This window comes from Urbifossiella limnaea, from assembly GCF_007747215.1.
In the GTDB taxonomy this organism is placed as follows: Bacteria; Planctomycetota; Planctomycetia; order Gemmatales; family Gemmataceae; genus Urbifossiella; species Urbifossiella limnaea.
This window is the reverse complement of the sequence record NZ_CP036273.1, coordinates 7544817-7564560: the sequence shown is the minus strand read 5'-3', so window position 1 is coordinate 7564560 and position 19744 is coordinate 7544817. Positions and strand designations below refer to the sequence as shown.

The window sequence follows — 19744 nt, the reverse complement described above, 5'->3', positions numbered from 1 at the left end:
TCAGGCGGCGGGGGCGAGGCCCGCCGCGCCGCGGACGAACAGGTGGTCCAACAGCTGGACCGACAGAATCCCGACCAGGGCCATGTTGTCCCGCAGGGACACGGCCGCCCCGGCCCGGCACTTCTTGACCAGCTTGGCGACGGCCGCCGGGTCGAAGTAGCCGCCCCGGGCGACGGCCGCCGGGCCGAGCAACTCGGCCACGTACTCCGGTGCAGCCGGGCCGAAGAACGACTGGCTATCCGGGGCGCGGTACGGCTGCTTGGGCCGCCGGGCGATCGCCGGCGGCAGGTACCGGCCGACGCTCTCCCGGAGGATGTGCTTCTCGGTCATTCCTTTCAGCCGCAGCCGCGGCGGGATGCGGGCGGCGAACTCCACCACCCGGTGGTCGAGGAACGGGAACCGCCCCTCGACCGCGTGCGCCATCCCGACCCGGTCCCCCTGGGACGACAGGATGTACCCGGGCAGCAGGTGGCAGGCCTCCAGGTACTGCGCCCGGCAGAGCGGGTGCCACCGGCCGAAGTCGGCGGGCAACTGCCCGCGGAGGTCCTCGACCGCGTCGTACCCCTTGAGCGAAGCCGCCAGGTCGGCGGAGAAGAACGCCTTCGTCGCGGCCGTGCTCTGCCACCGCGGGCGGTGCGAGAAGAACGGGTCGTGGGGGTTGGTCAGCCCGGTCCGGAAGAACGCCTCCAGGTACGCCTGCGACTGCCCCTGAATGCCGGGCAGGTACGGGTAGAGGCGGCGGAGCAGGCGGGGCCGACTGGTCGAGTTCGGGCACCGGGCCCAGAACCGCCGCACCTTCGCCTCCTTGAAGATGTCGTACCCGCCGAACACCTCGTCGGCCCCCTCGCCCGTCAGCACCACCTTGAACCCGGAGTCCCGGACCAGCCGGGACAGCCGGAACAGGGGGGCCGGGGCAGTCCGCAGGACCGGCCGCTCGGCGTGCCGGATCACGTCCGGGAACGCCGCCCCGATGGACGCCGCCGTGCACACGACCGAGGCGTGCTCGGTGCCTAGCGAGCGGACGACCTCCTGTTGTTGCGCCGTCTCGTCGAACTCGGGGCTCTCGAACCCGACGGAGAAGGTGCAGAGCCGGCGGTCGGTGAACGTCTTGACCAGCGCCGCGACGGCCGACGAGTCGAACCCGCCGCTGAGGTACGCCCCGACCGGCACGTCGGCCCGGAGGCGGATGCGGGTGGCGTCGACCAGCAGGTCGTGGAGCTCCTCGGCGACCGCCCGGCCGTCGGCCCGCGGGCCGGCCCGGTGCTCGGCGGCGTCCGGGAACCGCAGCTGCCAGTACGGGCGGACGGTGACCTGCCCGCCCTCGGAGACGAGGTAGTGGCCCGGCGGCAGCTCGCTGATCCCCTGGTACGGGGTCCGCGGGGCGAGCGGGAACCAGAAGGTGAAGCACTGGTCGAGGGCGACCGGGTCGAGCTCGGCCCGCACCCCGGGGACGCGGAGCAGCGCCTTGACCTCGGACGCGAACACCAGCACGCCGCCGACCCGGGTGTAGTACACCGGGCGGACGCCCATCCGGTCGCGGGCGATGAAGAGTCGGTCGCGGGCCTTGTCCCAGAGGGCGAACGCGAAGTCGCCGTTGAACTCCTCGACGCACCGGACGCCATACTCGGCGTAAGCGTGGAGGATGACCTCGGTGTCCGACCCCGTGCGGACCCGCCGGCCGCGGGCCCGCAGGTCCCGCTGGAGTTCGAGGTAGTTGAAGATTTCGCCGTTAAACGTGACACAGTGATCGCCGGCCTCGTCGGCCATCGGCTGCCGGCCGCCGGCCAGGTCGAGGATGCTCAGCCGGGCGTGCCCGAGCCCGACCCCGGGGGCCAGAAAGCAGCCCTGCTCGTCCGGCCCGCGGTGGCGGACCGCCGCGACCATCCCCGCAAGGACGGCTCGGTGGTCCGCGTCCCAGTCCGGTGTCCCGTGAAAGCCTGCGATGCCGCACATAAGGCTCGGGCGAGTTCGGGTGAGCCCACCGCCCAGGGCCGCTCGCGGGCGAACTGCGGCCTCCCTCCGGGCCACGCCATGGCGGAGGAGAGCCAATTGTGGTCTCGGGCGGCTTGGGGTGTTTGATGCGTTACGGGGGGATTGGGTTCTCAGAATGTCCGACCAAGTTGCCCGTCCGAGACCAATACCCCGCGGTCCGCAGTGATACCGCACGTTTTCAACTTTTTCCCCATTGCACTCATCCCCGCAGGGCGAATAATCACTTATTCCGACGACTGATGGGGCGGGTACGCGAAGGGGCCCGCGAACACAGAGACTGTTTTTCCAACTCCCCCACTCGCACTCGGTGCGACAGGGTCGGGTCGGCCGAAGGTGCTTCCCGTGGGTCTGTTCGGGCAAATCTACCGCGACTACCGCCGCTACCGGGCGACCGGCGGGTCGTGGGTGCTGACCCTGTTTTTCACCCAGGGGTTCTGGGCCTCGACCGTGTATCGGGTGAACCGGTGGGCGGTCCAGCGGCTGCGGTTCCGGCCGTTGCGCCTGCTCGCGCAGGTGTTCCTCAGCCCGCTCAACAAGTTGACGGAGATTGTGACCGGTATCTGCATCCCGGCCTCGGCCGACATCGGTGAGGGGATGTACATCGGGCACTTCGGCGGCATCTTCTTCCCCTCACGGGGGCGGCTGGGGCGGAACTGCTCCGTTTCCCAGGGCGTGACGATCGGACAGGCCGGCACGGGCGACAAGCGCGGCGCCCCGACGATCGGGGACCGCGTGTACATCGGCCCGCACGCGATCGTGGTCGGGAAGATTACCGTCGGCGACGACGCGGCCGTCTGTGCGGGGGCAGTCGTCACCCGGCCCGTCCCCCCGCGGGCGGTGGTCGCCGGTAACCCGGCCCGGGTCATCTCCTACGACGGCAGTTTCGAGTTTATCTGCTACGACGGCATGGAGGGGGATCCGGCCCGACTGGCGGCCCTGGCTGCCGGGGCTTACCCGGCCCCCACTTCCCTGGGCGCCGCGCCGGCGCCCGCCCTCGACCCCACCCTGGTCAACACCGGCGGGGGCGCGCCGTGACTGCGGGTTCGGCGCACCTTCCCGCCCCACCCCGCCAGGTCTTCTTCGGCCACCGGTCGGTTGGCGCGAACATCCTGGCGGGGGTGGCGCGCGTCACCCCGGCGCCGCCAGTGGTCGAGATCACCGGGGCCGGGTCGCTCCCGCCGGCTGGTCTCGCCCACGCCCGAGGTCGGGACGAACGGCGACCCGCGGTCCAAGTTCGAGCACTTCGCGCGGCTGGTCCGCCAGGGAGTCGGCAACTGGGCCGACGTGGCCCTGTTCAAGCTGTGCTACGTTGACGTCGGGGCGGACACCGACGTGGCCGGCCTCTTCGCCGCGTACCGGAGCGTGCTGGCCGGGCTGGTGGTGGAGTTCCCGGGCGTCCGGTTCGGGCACGTCACCGTGCCGCTCCGGGCCCGGGGGAGCGGGACCCGACCCGCTGGCGGGCGGTCGTTCCCGGCCCTCGAAAGTGCCTGAGGTCGATGGTGCGTCGGCGAGTCCCTCTCTACAACGGCTCCCGAGCACTACCCGGCCGGATCGCCTCGATCCTGGGGTAAGACAGCCTCAACGGAACAGTAGCGGGCATTCCGCCCACCCGAGCGTTAGCGTCAACCTGTCTGGACGGCCACCCTCAAGTCCTTCCACTCACACATCGGGGCCGCGGCGATGCTAAGATAGACAGAATAATCGAATTGACGAATTGCTTATAAAATTGTCTAGTGATTTTTGTGGTTTTTCACTCGCCGCCCTCATCGATCCGCCCGTCGCCCGTAGGGGCGAAATCGGACAGCGACACTCTCAGCGCCTCGGCGATTCGAACGAGGACGGAAAACGAGGGCTCAGTTTTACCCCGCTCGTAGTTACTCACCTCGTGTGGGTAAATCCCCACCGCGGCGGCCAACTCCGCCTGGGTGTAGCCGGCCCCCTCTCGCAACGTGCGAAGTCGTGCCCCCGACCAGAGTCGGATCTTCCGCTTGGCCACGATCACCACTGCGTTGCCCGACGGCCGAACACGCCGCAACTTTCATTGCGTAGACATACAAAATTTTGTATGTTGAGTTCCGGTCGATCGGAAGGTCCGGTCGCTAAAACCGTCGGGAGGCGGGTCCGCCCTGGAAAAGTTGACCCGCCCCCCGACCTCCTCACCCCCCTTTGGGGAGGGCGATTGCGTGTCAATCTATCCACCCAGATCCGCCCTGGTCAACCTCGGCGGCCCGCTGGACCCCGACCCTTTCTCGCCGGGGCAGGTGTGTCCCGGTTGCCGGGGTGTCTCGACGTTCTACCACCGCGACCCCGCGACCGGACCGGAACTGGTGTGCACGGACTGCCTGACCGGGGCCTTCGACACCACCGACCCCTCGCCCCCGCCGCCGACACTGCGGGTGCGGGTCTTGGGTCCCCTCCCCAACTCCACCATTGTGATCCACGAATACTACCTGGATCCTCCGGTCGCCCCGGGCCCGGCCATCCTCGGACGAGCGGTCTCCCGCCGCGCCGCCAAGCCGTAGCCGGACCGGGCGGCCGGACCGGGGGCTCCGACGACGAAGGACTGGCATCCCGACCCGGGTTCCCGCACGCCCGGCGAGCCGCGCCGGCCGGTTCGGTCACGGCTCCAGCCAGACCCGCGACACGTGAAGCGTCACGGGCTCCGGCGTGCGGACCACGAACACCTGCACGTATCGGACGTCGGCCAGGTCGAGCGGGGCGGGGCGGGCCTGCGGGGCGAGGTCGCCCAGGTCGAGGCGGAGGACGTGGTCGCCGGCCCGAAGCGGGCGCTCGACCTGCACGTGCGTCGTCCCGACCCCGCGGCCCGCCCCCGACCGCACCGAGACCACCAGCGTGAGCGGCCGGTCGCGGACCCGGAACGCCCAGCACAGCCACCGGTGCCCGCGGAAGTCGGGGACGACCGGCCGCAGCGCGGCCGAGGAGTAGGGCTCAGGCCCCGGGAGCAGGACGACCCGCCCCGCCCCGCCGTCCTGCGTGACAGCCGCCTGGTCGCACACCCAGCGGCGGACCTCCCGCTCCGTTCGGAAGTCCGCCAGGGTCGGGAACGCGGACCGGCCGTCCACGGTGTCCGCCAGGTACGGGGCGACCTCGGCGACGGGCCATACGAGCAGGCCGAGGGCGAGGACCGCGTACCCGAGCCGGCCGTCCCGCCCGCGACGGGCGTCCCACGCCCGCACCCCGGCGGCGGCGGCCGCCGCCCCGGCCGTACTCCGCAGAAAGTCGGCCCAAACCCCGGACCGCTCGACCCAAGGCTGAACGACCTCAGCCGCCCCGGCGGCGGCGACAGCCAGGGCGAACGCCCCCCGGAGCGACCAGCCCCCCGCCGCCCGCAGGACCAGAACGAGGACGGCGAACAGGGGGACATGCCCGAAGTCGAGGATATGGTCCTGCCACGGCCCGAGCCGCTGGACCGGAATCTCGACGAGCAGGAGCGCGGCCGTGGTCGCGGCCGCGAGGGCGACCCAGACGGTCTGTCGCCGCCGGTGGACGCCCGCCTCGTCCGGCGGGTGTGGTCGCGTCGGAAACCTACTGCCCATCCGACACCCCCGGGAAACAAAAAGTTCAACAAGCTTTATCTCATGCGGGCAGCGGCCGAGATTCGTTCAAGCCAATCTATGAGCAAGAGCCGGAAGCACTTAGGTTTGCCCCATGGGTGTCACGAGGCGGCTCGAGCTCGCTGTGCTGGTCAGCCACTGCTCGATTTGCGCTTGCGGCTCACAATTCGCTGCACTATAGCGTGAGTGTCGGTACGCCCGACCCGCATACTTGAGTTGGCGCCCGTGCCCTGGGCAGCGATGAGCAACGCAGGGCAGCCGAGCTTGACTCAGGTTTGGGTATCCGACGCCATATCACCCCCGACTCCAGGCTCCGGGACCTTGGCTGTGGCCGAGGCCCGCCCCCTGTCACGCCTTGATCGGGTAACGAGGGCCTCGCCGTGCCGCCGCAAGATCGGTTCCGCCGCCGCCTGGAGTTGCTCGAGTCGCGCGACCTGCTCGACGCCACCAACCTCGTCGCTACCCCGGTGTCATTATCCGAAGTGAACCTGACCTGGGACCTGACCGACACAGCCGACACGACGGTGGTGGTGGAGCGGGCGTCGGCCGCCGGCGGCCCGTTCAAGGTACTCGCGACTCTGCCGGGTGGTGAGAACACGTACACCGACACGAGCGGTTGGGCCTCGACGACCTACTTCTACCGGGTGCGGACGACCACCAGTTCCGGCCCGACGCCTTACAGCTCGACGGCGTCGGCGGCGACCAAGGCGGTCGCGGCCGGGGCGATGCTCACGATCAATAACCTCCAGGCCGTGGGCAACTCCCCGACGGAGGCGACGATTTCGTTCACCGACCGGAACACCTCGGTCGGAACCCGCAACTACCTGCTCGAGCGGTCGGCCGACGGGGTCGCGTACCAGGTGGTGGCAGCCCTGGGCACGGGTACGACCTGGCGGGACACCGGGTTGGTCCCGGGGGCGACCTACTACTACCGCGTCCGCGGGACTTCCTGGACGGCTACGACGTCCAACTACTCGACCGCGGCGGCGGTCACCCTCCCGGCCCGGGCCGCGGGCCGGCCGGTCGAGCCGTCCGGCCTGGTGGCGGTCGCCAACTCGGCCACGTCGGTCACCCTGACCTGGGCCAACAACGACGCGGCCACGACTCAGTTCAAGGTCGAGCGGGCCGTCTACACCACCTATTCGACGCCCACTTGGGCGCAGGTGACCCTGACGAGTGCGGGGGTGACCTCGTTCACCGACGCCGGGCTGACGGCCGAGTCGGCGTACATGTACCGGGTCCGGGGGACGAACGCGGCCGGGGACTCGAGCTACGCGGCCCCGGCCAGCGACGTGATGGACTCCCTTTTCGGGACCGCGGTCGCGGTGGTGACGGCCAGCGCGGGGACCGGGGCGCCGCGGGTGTACGACATCGGCCCGGGCAAGCCCTACACGAGCATCGCCGCCCTGGACTGGAGCCGGCTCGGCCCCGGCGACACCGTCAACATCCACTACAAGCCGGGCGGGTACCACGAGATCTTCCAGATTTCGACCCGGGGCACCCCGGCCGCCTGGATCACGGTCAACGGCGTCCCCGACCCCGCGACCGGCGCCCTCCCGGTCATCGACGGCGCCAACGCGGTGATGGCCCCGCAGTTCGTGAGCCACTACGCCCCGCTCAGCGGGTATGGGGCGGTGGTCGTCGGCGCCCGGCCGGGGTTCAAGGATGGTTACAAACCGGGCTACCTGACGATCCAGAACCTCCAGATCCAGAACGCCTACCAGGCCTACACGTTCACGGACTACAACGGGACGATCAAGACCTACGGCACGGTCGGGGCGGGGGTGTACCTGGAGCGGGCGGACAACGTCACGCTGCGCGGCAACACCATCAACAGCAACGGCGAGGGTGTGTTCGGGGCCGGGCAGTCCACGTTCAACCGCCTGATGTCGAACCTGACCCTGGACGGGAATTACATCTACGGGAACGGTAACCCCAACTCGTACCTCGAGCACAACACCTACCTCGAGGGCATCGACACACTCTACCAGAATAATCGGTACGGCCCGACCCGCAGCGGCTCCCTCGGGGCGGGGCTGAAAGACCGGTCGGCCGGCCTGATCATCCGGAACAACTACATCGAGGGGGGGGCCGTCCAGGTACAGCTGCCAGAGGCCCAGAACCAGTCCGACCTCGCCCTCACCCTGAGCCGCTACCACAGCACGTTCGTGTATGGGAACGTCCTCCTCTCAGGCCCCGATAACGAGTCCACCTTCGTCTGGTTCGGTGGGGACCAGGGGCTCGATCCCCTTTACCGAAAGGGCGTCCTCTACCTCTACAACAACACCCTGGTCGCCCAGGCTGATCAGTCCCAGGTGTACAATCTCACAGCCGTCCGGCTGCAGTCCCCGGGCGAGACGCTCGACGCGCGAAACAACATCATCGTCGCGGTCCCCAACACCCCCGGTGCCACCCCGCCGGACCTCGGCCTTCTGAGTTCGGACAGCAACGCCTACTTCGGCCGCAACTGGGTCAATTCGGGATACTACCTGACGACCGCGAGCGGCTACACGTTCACCGGGCACGTGGGCGGCGAGTCCAACCTCATCGCCGGCCCGGGCGTTCAGCCGGGGTTCACGAACGTGTCGGGTGGGGACTACCACCTGGCGGCCGGGTCGGCAGCGATCGACAAGGCGGGTAGACTGGCGGGATCGGCCGCCGCATACACGGTGACCAGACAGTTCGTGGCACCGGCTGGCAGTGAACCCCGCCAGGTCGTCGGCAGCGCCTCCGATTTAGGGGCCTACGAGTACGGTAACTCCACCTCGCCGCCGCCGACGAACACGGGCCCGTCGATCTCGGACGTGGGGAACCGGTCGATCAACCAGGGGGCGTCGACGGGGGCGGTGGGGTTCACGGTGGGTGACGCGGAGACGGCGGCGAGCGCCCTCACCGTGACGGCGACGTCGAGCAACGCGACGCTGGTGCCGGCATCGGGGCTGGTGCTGGGCGGTTCCGGCGCCAACCGGACGGTGACGGTGACGCCGGCGGCGGGTCAGTCCGGCACCGCGACCATCACCCTGACCGTTACCGACGCGGGCGGGCTGACCGCCACCGACACGTTCGTGGTGACGGTGAACGGCCGGCCGACGATCTCGGACGTGGGGAACCGGTCGGTCAACCAGGGGAGTTCGACGGGGGCGGTGGGGTTCACGGTGGGCGACGCCGAGACGGCGGCGAGCGGGCTGACGGTGACGGCCACGTCGTCGAACCCCACCCTCGTCCCGGGCTCCGGGCTGGTGCTAGGCGGGTCGGGGGCGAACCGGACGGTGACGGTGACGCCGGCGGCCGGGCAGTCCGGCACCGCGACGATCACGCTGACGGTGACGGACGCGGGTGGGCTGACGGCGACGGACACGTTCGTCCTCAGCGTGAACGGCGGGCCGTCGATCTCGGACGTGGGGAACCGGTCGATCAACCAGGGGGCGTCGACGGGCGCCCTGGGGTTCACGGTGGGCGACGCGGAGACGGCGGCGAGCAGCCTGATCGTCACCGCCACGTCGTCGAACCTCACCCTCGTCCCCGCCTCCGGGCTGGTCCTCGGCGGGACCGGCGCCAGCCGGACGGTGACGGTGACGCCGGCGGCCGGGCAGTCCGGCACCGCGACGATCACGCTGACGGTGACGGACGCGGGCGGGCTGACGGCCACCGACACGTTCGTCCTCAGCGTGAACGGCGGGCCGTCGATCTCGGACGTGGGGAACCGGTCGATCAACCAGGGGGCGTCGACGGGCGCCCTGGGGTTCACGGTGGGCGACGCGGAGACGGCGGCGAGCAGCCTGATCGTCACCGCCACGTCGTCGAACCTCACCCTCGTCCCCGCCTCCGGGCTGGTCCTCGGCGGGACCGGCGCCAGCCGGACGGTGACGGTGACGCCGGCGGCCGGGCAGTCCGGCACCGCGACGATCACGCTGACGGTGACGGACGCGGGCGGGCTGACGGCCACCGACACGTTCGTCCTCAGCGTGAACGGCGGGCCGTCGATCTCGGACGTGGGGAACCAGGCGGTCAACCAGGGGGCGTCGACGGGCGCCCTGGGGTTCACGGTGGGCGACGCCGAGACGGCGGCGAGCGGGCTGACGGTGACGGCCACGTCGTCGAACCCCACCCTCGTCCCGGGCTCCGGGCTGGTGCTAGGCGGGTCGGGGGCGAACCGGACGGTGACGGTGACGCCGGCGGCCGGGCAGTCCGGCACCGCGACGATCACGCTGACGGTGACGGACGCGGGTGGGCTGACGGCGACGGACACGTTCGTCCTCAGCGTGAACGGCGGGCCGTCGATCTCGGACGTGGGGAACCGGTCGATCAACCAGGGGGCGTCGACGGGCGCCCTGGGGTTCACGGTGGGCGACGCGGAGACGGCGGCGAGCAGCCTGATCGTCACCGCCACGTCGTCGAACCTCACCCTCGTCCCCGCCTCCGGGCTGGTCCTCGGCGGGACCGGCGCCAGCCGGACGGTGACGGTGACGCCGGCGGCCGGGCAGTCCGGCACCGCGACGATCACGCTGACGGTGACGGACGCGGGCGGGCTGACGGCCACCGACACGTTCGTCCTCAGCGTGAACGGCGGGCCGTCGATCTCGGACGTGGGGAACCAGGCGGTCAACCAGGGGGCGTCGACGGGCGCCCTGGGGTTCACGGTGGGCGACGCCGAGACGGCGGCGAGCGGGCTGACGGTGACGGCCACGTCGTCGAACCCCACCCTCGTCCCGGGCTCCGGGCTGGTGCTGGGCGGGTCGGGGGCGAACCGGACGGTGACGGTGACGCCGGCGGCCGGGCAGTCCGGCACCGCGACGATCACGCTGACGGTGACGGACGCCGGCGGGCTGACGGCGACGGACACGTTCGTGGTGGCGGTGAACGGCGGGCCGTCGATCTCGGACGTGGGGAACCAGTCGGTCAACCAGGGGAGTTCGACGGGGGCGGTGGGGTTCACGGTGGGTGACGCGGAGACGGCGGCGAGCAGCCTGATCGTCACCGCCACGTCGTCGAACCTCACCCTCGTCCCGGCGTCGGGTCTGGTGCTGGGCGGTTCGGGTGCGAACCGGACGGTGACGGTGACGCCGGCGGCCGGGCAGTCCGGCACCGCGACCATCACCCTGACCGTCACCGACGCCGGCGGGCTGACCGCCACCGACACGTTCGTCCTGACCGTCAACGGCGGCCCGTCGATCTCGGACGTGGCCAACCAGGGCATCAACCAGGGGAGTTCGACGGGGGCGGTGGGGTTCACGGTGGGTGACGCGGAGACGGCGGCGAGCAGCCTGATCGTCACCGCCACGTCGTCGAACCTCACCCTCGTCCCGGCGTCGGGTCTGGTGCTGGGCGGTTCGGGTGCGAACCGGACGGTGACGGTGACGCCGGCGGCCGGGCAGTCCGGCACCGCGACCATCACCCTGACGGTGACCGACGCCGGCGGGCTGACCGCCACCGACACGTTCGTCCTGACCGTCAACGGCGGCCCGTCGATCTCGGACGTGGCCAACCAGGGCATCAACCAGGGGAGTTCGACGGGGGCGGTGGGGTTCACGGTGGGTGACGCGGAGACGGCGGCGAGCGGGCTGACGGTGACGGCCACGTCGTCGAACCCCACCCTCGTCCCGGGCTCCGGGCTGGTCCTCGGCGGGTCGGGGGCGAACCGGACGGTGACGGTGACGCCGGCGGCCGGGCAGTCCGGCACCGCGACGATCACGCTGACGGTGACGGACGCGGGTGGGCTGACGGCGACGGACACGTTCGTCCTCAGCGTGAACGGCGGGCCGTCGATCTCGGACGTGGGGAACCGGTCGATCAACCAGGGGGCGTCGACGGGCGCCCTGGGGTTCACGGTGGGCGACGCGGAGACGGCGGCGAGCAGCCTGATCGTCACCGCCACGTCGTCGAACCTCACCCTCGTCCCCGCCTCCGGGCTGGTCCTCGGCGGGACCGGCGCCAGCCGGACGGTGACGGTGACGCCGGCGGCCGGGCAGTCCGGCACCGCGACGATCACGCTGACGGTGACGGACGCGGGCGGGCTGACGGCCACCGACACGTTCGTCCTCAGCGTGAACGGCGGGCCGTCGATCTCGGACGTGGGGAACCAGGCGGTCAACCAGGGGGCGTCGACGGGCGCCCTGGGGTTCACGGTGGGCGACGCGGAGACGGCGGCGAGCAGCCTGACCGTCACCGCCACGTCGTCGAACCTCACGCTGGTGCCGGCGTCGGGTCTGGTGCTGGGGGGGTCGGGGGCGAGCCGGACGGTGACGGTGACGCCGGCGGCGGGCCAGTCGGGGACGGCGACGATCACGCTGACGGTGACGGACGCGGGCGGGCTGACGGCGACGGACACGTTCGTCCTCACCGTCAACGCCCCGCCGACGATCTCGGACGTGGGGAGCCGGGCGGTCAACCAGGGGGCGTCGACGGGCGCCCTGGGGTTCACGGTGGGCGACGCGGAGACGGCGGCGAGCAGCCTGACCGTCACCGCCACGTCGTCGAACCTCACGCTGGTGCCGGCGTCGGGTCTGGTGCTGGGGGGGTCGGGGGCGAGCCGGACGGTGACGGTGACGCCGGCGGCGGGCCAGTCGGGGACGGCGACGATCACGCTGACGGTGACGGACGCGGGCGGGCTGACGGCGACGGACACGTTCGTCCTCACCGTCAACGCCCCGCCGACGATCTCGGACGTGGGGAGCCGGGCGGTCAACCAGGGGGCGTCGACGGGCGCCCTGGGGTTCACGGTGGGCGACGCGGAGACGGCGGCGAGCGGGCTGACGGTGACGGCGACGTCGTCGAACCTCACGCTGGTGCCGGCGTCGGGGCTGGTGCTGGGCGGGTCGGGTGCGAACCGGACGATCACGGTCACCCCGGCGGCGGGCCAGGCCGGCACCGCGACCATCACGCTGACGGTGACGGACGCCGGCGGCCTCACCGCCACCGACACGTTCGTCCTGACCGTCAACCCGCCGACGAACACGGGCCCGTCGATCTCGGACGTGGCCAACCAGGGCATCAACCAGGGGGCGTCGACGGGGGCGGTGGGGTTCACGGTGGGTGACGCGGAGACGGCGGCGAGCGGGCTGACGGTGACGGCCACGTCGTCGAACCCCACCCTCGTCCCGGGCTCCGGGCTGGTGCTAGGCGGGTCGGGGGCGAACCGGACGGTGACGGTGACGCCGGCGGCCGGGCAGTCCGGCACCGCGACGATCACGCTGACGGTGACGGACGCCGGCGGGCTGACGGCGACGGACACGTTCGTGGTGGCGGTGAACGGCGGGCCGTCGATCTCGGACGTGGGGAACCAGTCGGTCAACCAGGGGAGTTCGACGGGGGCGGTGGGGTTCACGGTGGGTGACGCGGAGACGGCGGCGAGCAGCCTGATCGTCACCGCCACGTCGTCGAACCTCACCCTCGTCCCCGCCTCCGGGCTGGTCCTCGGCGGGACCGGCGCCAGCCGGACGGTGACGGTGACGCCGGCGGCCGGGCAGTCCGGCACCGCGACGATCACGCTGACGGTGACGGACGCGGGCGGGCTGACGGCCACCGACACGTTCGTCCTCAGCGTGAACGGCGGGCCGTCGATCTCGGACGTGGGGAACCAGGCGGTCAACCAGGGGGCGTCGACGGGCGCCCTGGGGTTCACGGTGGGCGACGCGGAGACGGCGGCGAGCAGCCTGACCGTCACCGCCACGTCGTCGAACCTCACGCTGGTGCCGGCGTCGGGGCTGGTGCTGGGGGGGTCGGGCGCGAGCCGGACGGTGACGGTGACGCCGGCGGCGGGCCAGTCGGGGACGGCGACGATCACGCTGACGGTGACGGACGCGGGCGGGCTGACGGCGACGGACACGTTCGTCCTCACCGTCAACGCCCCGCCGACGATCTCGGACGTGGGGAGCCGGGCGGTCAACCAGGGGGCGTCGACGGGCGCCCTGGGGTTCACGGTGGGCGACGCGGAGACGGCGGCGAGCGGGCTGACGGTGACGGCGACGTCGTCGAACCTCACGCTGGTGCCGGCGTCGGGGCTGGTGCTGGGCGGGTCGGGTGCGAACCGGACGATCACGGTCACCCCGGCGGCGGGCCAGGCCGGCACCGCGACCATCACGCTGACGGTGACGGACGCCGGCGGCCTCACCGCCACCGACACGTTCGTCCTGACCGTCAACCCGCCGACGAACACGGGCCCGTCGATCTCGGACGTGGCCAACCAGGGCATCAACCAGGGGGCGTCGACGGGGGCGGTGGGGTTCACGGTGGGTGACGCGGAGACGGCGGCGAGCGGGCTGACGGTGACGGCCACGTCGTCGAACCCCACCCTCGTCCCGGGCTCCGGGCTGGTGCTAGGCGGGTCGGGGGCGAACCGGACGGTGACGGTGACGCCGGCGGCCGGGCAGTCCGGCACCGCGACGATCACGCTGACGGTGACGGACGCGGGTGGGCTGACGGCGACGGACACGTTCGTCCTCAGCGTGAACGGCGGGCCGTCGATCTCGGACGTGGGGAACCGGTCGATCAACCAGGGGGCGTCGACGGGCGCCCTGGGGTTCACGGTGGGCGACGCGGAGACGGCGGCGAGCAGCCTGATCGTCACCGCCACGTCGTCGAACCTCACCCTCGTCCCCGCCTCCGGGCTGGTCCTCGGCGGGACCGGCGCCAGCCGGACGGTGACGGTGACGCCGGCGGCCGGGCAGTCCGGCACCGCGACGATCACGCTGACGGTGACGGACGCGGGCGGGCTGACGGCCACCGACACGTTCGTCCTCAGCGTGAACGGCGGGCCGTCGATCTCGGACGTGGGGAACCAGGCGGTCAACCAGGGGGCGTCGACGGGCGCCCTGGGGTTCACGGTGGGCGACGCCGAGACGGCGGCGAGCGGGCTGACGGTGACGGCCACGTCGTCGAACCCCACCCTCGTCCCGGGCTCCGGGCTGGTGCTGGGCGGTTCGGGTGCGAACCGGACGGTGACGGTGACGCCGGCGGCCGGGCAGTCCGGCACCGCGACGATCACGCTGACGGTGACGGACGCCGGCGGGCTGACGGCGACGGACACGTTCGTGGTGGCGGTGAACGGCGGGCCGTCGATCTCGGACGTGGGGAACCAGTCGGTCAACCAGGGGAGTTCGACGGGGGCGGTGGGGTTCACGGTGGGTGACGCGGAGACGGCGGCGAGCAGCCTGATCGTCACCGCCACGTCGTCGAACCTCACCCTCGTCCCGGCGTCGGGTCTGGTGCTGGGCGGTTCGGGTGCGAACCGGACGGTGACGGTGACGCCGGCGGCCGGGCAGTCCGGCACCGCGACGATCACGCTGACGGTGACGGACGCGGGCGGGCTGACGGCCACCGACACGTTCGTCCTCAGCGTGAACGGCGGGCCGTCGATCTCGGACGTGGGGAACCAGGCGGTCAACCAGGGGGCGTCGACGGGCGCCCTGGGGTTCACGGTGGGCGACGCCGAGACGGCGGCGAGCGGGCTGACGGTGACGGCCACGTCGTCGAACCCCACCCTCGTCCCGGGCTCCGGGCTGGTCCTCGGCGGGACCGGCGCCAGCCGGACGGTGACGGTGACGCCGGCGGCCGGGCAGTCCGGCACCGCGACGATCACGCTGACGGTGACGGACGCGGGCGGGCTGACGGCGACGGACACGTTCGTCCTCACCGTCAACGCCCCGCCGACGATCTCGGACGTGGGGAGCCGGGCGGTCAACCAGGGGGCGTCGACGGGCGCCCTGGGGTTCACGGTGGGCGACGCGGAGACGGCGGCGAGCGGGCTGACGGTGACGGCCACGTCGTCGAACCCCACCCTCGTCCCGGGCTCCGGGCTGGTGCTAGGCGGGTCGGGGGCGAACCGGACGGTGACGGTGACGCCGGCGGCCGGGCAGTCCGGCACCGCGACGATCACGCTGACGGTGACGGACGCGGGTGGGCTGACGGCGACGGACACGTTCGTCCTCAGCGTGAACGGCGGGCCGTCGATCTCGGACGTGGGGAACCGGTCGATCAACCAGGGGGCGTCGACGGGCGCCCTGGGGTTCACGGTGGGCGACGCGGAGACGGCGGCGAGCAGCCTGACCGTCACCGCCACGTCGTCGAACCTCACGCTGGTGCCGGCGTCGGGGCTGGTGCTGGGGGGGTCGGGCGCGAGCCGGACGGTGACGGTGACGCCGGCGGCGGGCCAGTCGGGGACGGCGACGATCACGCTGACGGTGACGGACGCGGGCGGGCTGACGGCGACGGACACGTTCGTCCTCACCGTCAACGCCCCGCCGACGATCTCGGACGTGGGGAGCCGGGCGGTCAACCAGGGGGCGTCGACGGGCGCCCTGGGGTTCACGGTGGGCGACGCGGAGACGGCGGCGAGCGGGCTGACGGTGACGGCGACGTCGTCGAACCTCACGCTGGTGCCGGCGTCGGGGCTGGTGCTGGGCGGGTCGGGTGCGAACCGGACGATCACGGTCACCCCGGCGGCGGGCCAGGCCGGCACCGCGACCATCACGCTGACGGTGACGGACGCCGGCGGCCTCACCGCCACCGACACGTTCGTCCTGACCGTCAACCCGCCGACGAACACGGGCCCGTCGATCTCGGACGTGGCCAACCAGGGCATCAACCAGGGGGCGTCGACGGGGGCGGTGGGGTTCACGGTGGGTGACGCGGAGACGGCGGCGAGCGGGCTGACGGTGACGGCCACGTCGTCGAACCTCACCCTCGTCCCGGCGTCCGGGCTGGTGCTGGGCGGGTCGGGTGCGAACCGGACGATCACGGTCACCCCGGCGGCGGGCCAGTCGGGGACGGCGACGATCACGCTGACGGTGACGGACGCGGGCGGGCTGACGGCGACGGACACGTTCGTCCTCGCGGTGAACGGCGGGCCGTCGATCTCGGACGTGGGGAACCGGTCGATCAACCAGGGGGCGTCGACGGGGGCGGTGGGGTTCACGGTGGGTGACGCGGAGACGGCGGCGAGCGGGCTGACGGTGACGGCGACGTCGTCGAACCTCACGCTGGTGCCGGCGTCGGGGCTGGTGCTGGGCGGGTCGGGTGCGAACCGGGCGGTGACGGTGACGCCGGCGGCGGGGCAGTCCGGCACCGCGACGATCACGCTGACGGTGACGGACGCCGGCGGGCTGACCGCCACGGACACGTTCGTGGTGGCGGTCAACGGCGGCCCGTCGATCTCGGATGTGGGGAACCAGGCGGTCCGCCAGGGGGCGTCGACGGGGGCGGTGGCGTTCACGGTGGGCGATGCAGAGACAGCGCCCGGCAGCCTGACGGTGACGGCGACGTCCAGCAACGCCACGCTGGTGCCGGTGTCGGGTCTGGTGCTGGGCGGGTCGGGTGCGAACCGGACGGTGACGGTGACGCCGGCGGCCGGGCAGTCCGGCACCGCGACCATCACCCTGACGGTGACCGACGCCGGCGGGCTCACCGCCACCGACACGTTCGTCCTGAAGGTCAACGGCAAGCCGACCATCTCGGGCGTGGGGAACCAGTCGATCAACCAGGGGGCGTCGACGGGGGCGCTGGCGTTCACGGTGGACGACGCCGAGACGGCGCCCAGCAGCCTGATCGTCACCGCCACCTCGTCGGACGTCACGCTGGTGCCGGCGTCGGGTCTGGTGCTGGGCGGGTCGGACGCCAACCGGACCGTGACCGTCACCCCGGCGGCTAGCCAGGCCGGGGAGGCGACCATCACCCTGACGGTGACCGACGATGACGGGCTGACGGCGACGGACACGTTCGTGCTGACGGTGAACGGCGGGCCGTCGATCTCGGACGTGGGGAACCAGTCGATCAACCAGGGGAGTTCGACGGGCGCGGTGGCGTTCACGGTGGGCGACGCGGAGACGGCCGCGAGCAGCCTGACGGTGACGGCGACGTCGAGCAACGCCACGCTGGTGCCGGCGTCGTCGCTGGTGCTGGGCGGGTCGGGTGCGAGCCGGACGGTGACGGTGACGCCGGCGGCGGGGCAGTCCGGCACCGCGACCATCACCCTGACGGTGACCGACGCGGGCGGGCTGACGGCGACGGACACGTTTACCGTCGCCGTCAACCCACCGCCGCCGGTCGGGACGCTCCAGCTCACGACCGCTGCCGCGTCGGCCGGCGAGGGCGCCGGGAGCGTCACCCTCTTCGTGACCCGGACCGGCGGGTCGGCCGGCGCCGTAAGCGTCCAGTTCGCGACGAGCAACGGCACCGCCGCCGCACCGGGCGACTACACGACGACGACCGGCACCCTGACGTGGGCTGACGGCGACACCAGCCCGAAGACGATCACCGTACCGGTCATCGACGACACGACCGACGAGCCGGACGAGACGTTCGGCGTGACCCTGTCGAACGCCACCGGCGGTGCCGCCCTCGGGACCGCGGCGGCCACGGTCACGATCACCGACAACGACCTCCCGCCGTCGCCGCCGCCGGGCGGGACGCCGGAGGTGCTGCGGTTCGACTTCAACGGCACGTCGAACGACGCCGCGCCGGGGCTGACCGGCGTGCACGGCAACGAGGTGTGGACGGCGGGCGCGGACTACGGCTGGCTGGCGGCGGTCGGCGACTTCGAGCGCGACCCGGCGACGCTCCCGGCGTCGATGACGGCCGCCCAAAAGTCGCTGTTCCGCGACGGCGTTACGCTCGGCGGGCCGGTCGGGACGTTCCGGGTGAAGGTGGCGACCGCCGGGGCGGACTTCGCGGTCCGGTACTACGTCGGCGACTCGTACAAGAAGTGGCCGTGGATCCGGCTCCAGGTGGAGGGCGGGACGGCAAGCGGCCAGCTGGCCACGAACGTGAACCAGTACTGGTCCTACGTTATGTTCGGGAAGGACCAGAACAGCGACGGGTTCCTGGACGTGTCGGTGCTCGGGTCGGCGACGTGGATTCTCAACGGGATCGACGTGGCGATGGGAACGACGGCCTCGGCGCTCCCGCCGAGCCTGTTCGCCCCGAGCCCGCAGACGGCCGCGTTCACGGTGACGAGCACGACGGCGCCGAAGCTGACGGCGGCGGACCTCGCGCCAGTGGTGGCGGCGGCGACACAGCGGCTGGTCGCGGCGGGCGCCGACCCGGCCCGGCTCGCGGCCGTGACGGTGACGATCACCGACCTGAACGCCGCGGGCCGGCTCGGCGAGCACGTACCGGGGTCGGTCCACATCGACGACGACGCGGGCGGGAAGGGCTGGTTCGTGGACCCGACGCCGGCCGACGACGCCGAGTTCGGGCCGCCGGAGACGACCGGGCTGGTCGCCAACCCCGGGCCGGCGGAGCGGGGTGTGGACCTGTTGACGGTGGTGATGCACGAACTCGGCCACGAGCTCGGTCTGCCCGACATCGACCCGGCGGCGCACCCGGCCGACCTGATGGCCGAGACACTGGCCGCGGGTGTGCGTCGGCTCCCGGCGCCCGCCGCGGCGGTCGAACTGGTGCCGGTCGCAGCAGGCATCAACGTCGAGATGCCGACCCTTCCGCCGGTGAAGCCGACTGCGACCGAGGCTCCGGTCGCGTCCGGCGACACGGCGGTGGCGCCCCTGCGGGGCGAGAGCGTCGTGGTCGCCGACGGGTTCGCCCCACGGTCGATGGCCACGAGCCTGACGGTCACCTACGGCGGACTGGTTTCGCTGCCACCCGACCCGACCACCTTCGACAGGAAGGTCACAGCCGAGCTCGGCCAGTACCTCGACGGCGACGCCAACGGGGCTGCCGTCGGGGACGACGCAGTCGAGTTCCTCCGCCGGTTCGACGAGGCCGACGGCGACGGCACGGTGTCCGACCAGGACAACTCCCAGTTCGACCGGGTGCACGGCACCCGACCCGGCACCCCGGGGTACCTCTGGTACTTCGACTACGACGGCCTGAACGGCGTGGACTCGACGGCCGGCCGGGTCGAGTTCAACAGGCCTGTGGGGCTGCAAAGTTGACCCGTGGGCCCGTGCAACTGCGCGACCGGCCCGGGCGTCTGGCCGGCGCGCACCCCATCCCCGTCCTCATTCCGAGCGTGTGATGCCGGTACTCGTGACGTGCCCTCGGTGCCGGGTCAGCGGTCGCCTGCCGGACGACGCGCCCGGCGGCACGATCGGCTGCCCCCGGTGCGGGACCGAGTTTGACATCCCTTCCCACCCGGAGCCGTTGCGAGACGATGCCCCGCCGGAGCGAACCGGGGCAACAGGCGGAGCGGACGATCTGGGCGTTTGGGTCGGACTGGCCGCGCC

6 protein-coding genes are annotated in these 19744 nt (G+C 72.2%); 3 read left to right on the top strand and 3 right to left on the bottom strand.

The features are described from left to right. The gene (gene asnB / locus ETAA1_RS30485; RefSeq protein ID WP_145244369.1) at window positions 1-1953 is read right to left on the bottom strand and encodes an asparagine synthase (glutamine-hydrolyzing); all 1953 of its coding nucleotides are present in this window, start codon (window positions 1951-1953) and stop codon (window positions 1-3) included. Between the two features lie 381 nt (window positions 1954-2334). On the opposite strand from asnB, the gene ETAA1_RS30480 reads away from it, so the two are divergent. Further along, a complete protein-coding gene (locus ETAA1_RS30480) occupies window positions 2335-3027 on the top strand; it encodes a serine O-acetyltransferase (RefSeq protein ID WP_145244368.1) in 693 nt (230 codons plus the stop codon). A 249-nt stretch (window positions 3028-3276) separates the two neighbouring features. Beyond that, window positions 3277-3483, top strand: a complete 207-nt coding sequence (locus tag ETAA1_RS30475; protein ID WP_145244367.1) for a hypothetical protein — start codon at window positions 3277-3279, stop codon at window positions 3481-3483. A 259-nt stretch (window positions 3484-3742) separates the two neighbouring features. Here the strand turns inward: ETAA1_RS30475 and ETAA1_RS34000 are convergent, their stop codons facing one another. Together ETAA1_RS34000 and ETAA1_RS30465 are read right to left on the bottom strand one after the other, a co-directional pair. Continuing rightward, window positions 3743-3988 (bottom strand): helix-turn-helix domain-containing protein, encoded by a 246-nt coding sequence (locus ETAA1_RS34000; RefSeq protein ID WP_390621258.1) that lies wholly within the window; start codon window positions 3986-3988, stop codon window positions 3743-3745. A gap of 622 nt (window positions 3989-4610) precedes the next feature. After that, window positions 4611-5549: a hypothetical protein gene (locus ETAA1_RS30465; RefSeq protein WP_145244365.1), complete on the bottom strand. Its 939-nt coding sequence runs from the start codon at window positions 5547-5549 to the stop codon at window positions 4611-4613. A 398-nt stretch (window positions 5550-5947) separates the two neighbouring features. Here ETAA1_RS30465 and ETAA1_RS32585 point away from each other — a divergent pair, with 398 nt between their 5' ends. Further along, window positions 5948-19453: a beta strand repeat-containing protein gene (locus ETAA1_RS32585; RefSeq protein ID WP_202920531.1), complete on the top strand. Its 13506-nt coding sequence runs from the start codon at window positions 5948-5950 to the stop codon at window positions 19451-19453. Window positions 19454-19744: the final 291 nt, after the last annotated feature.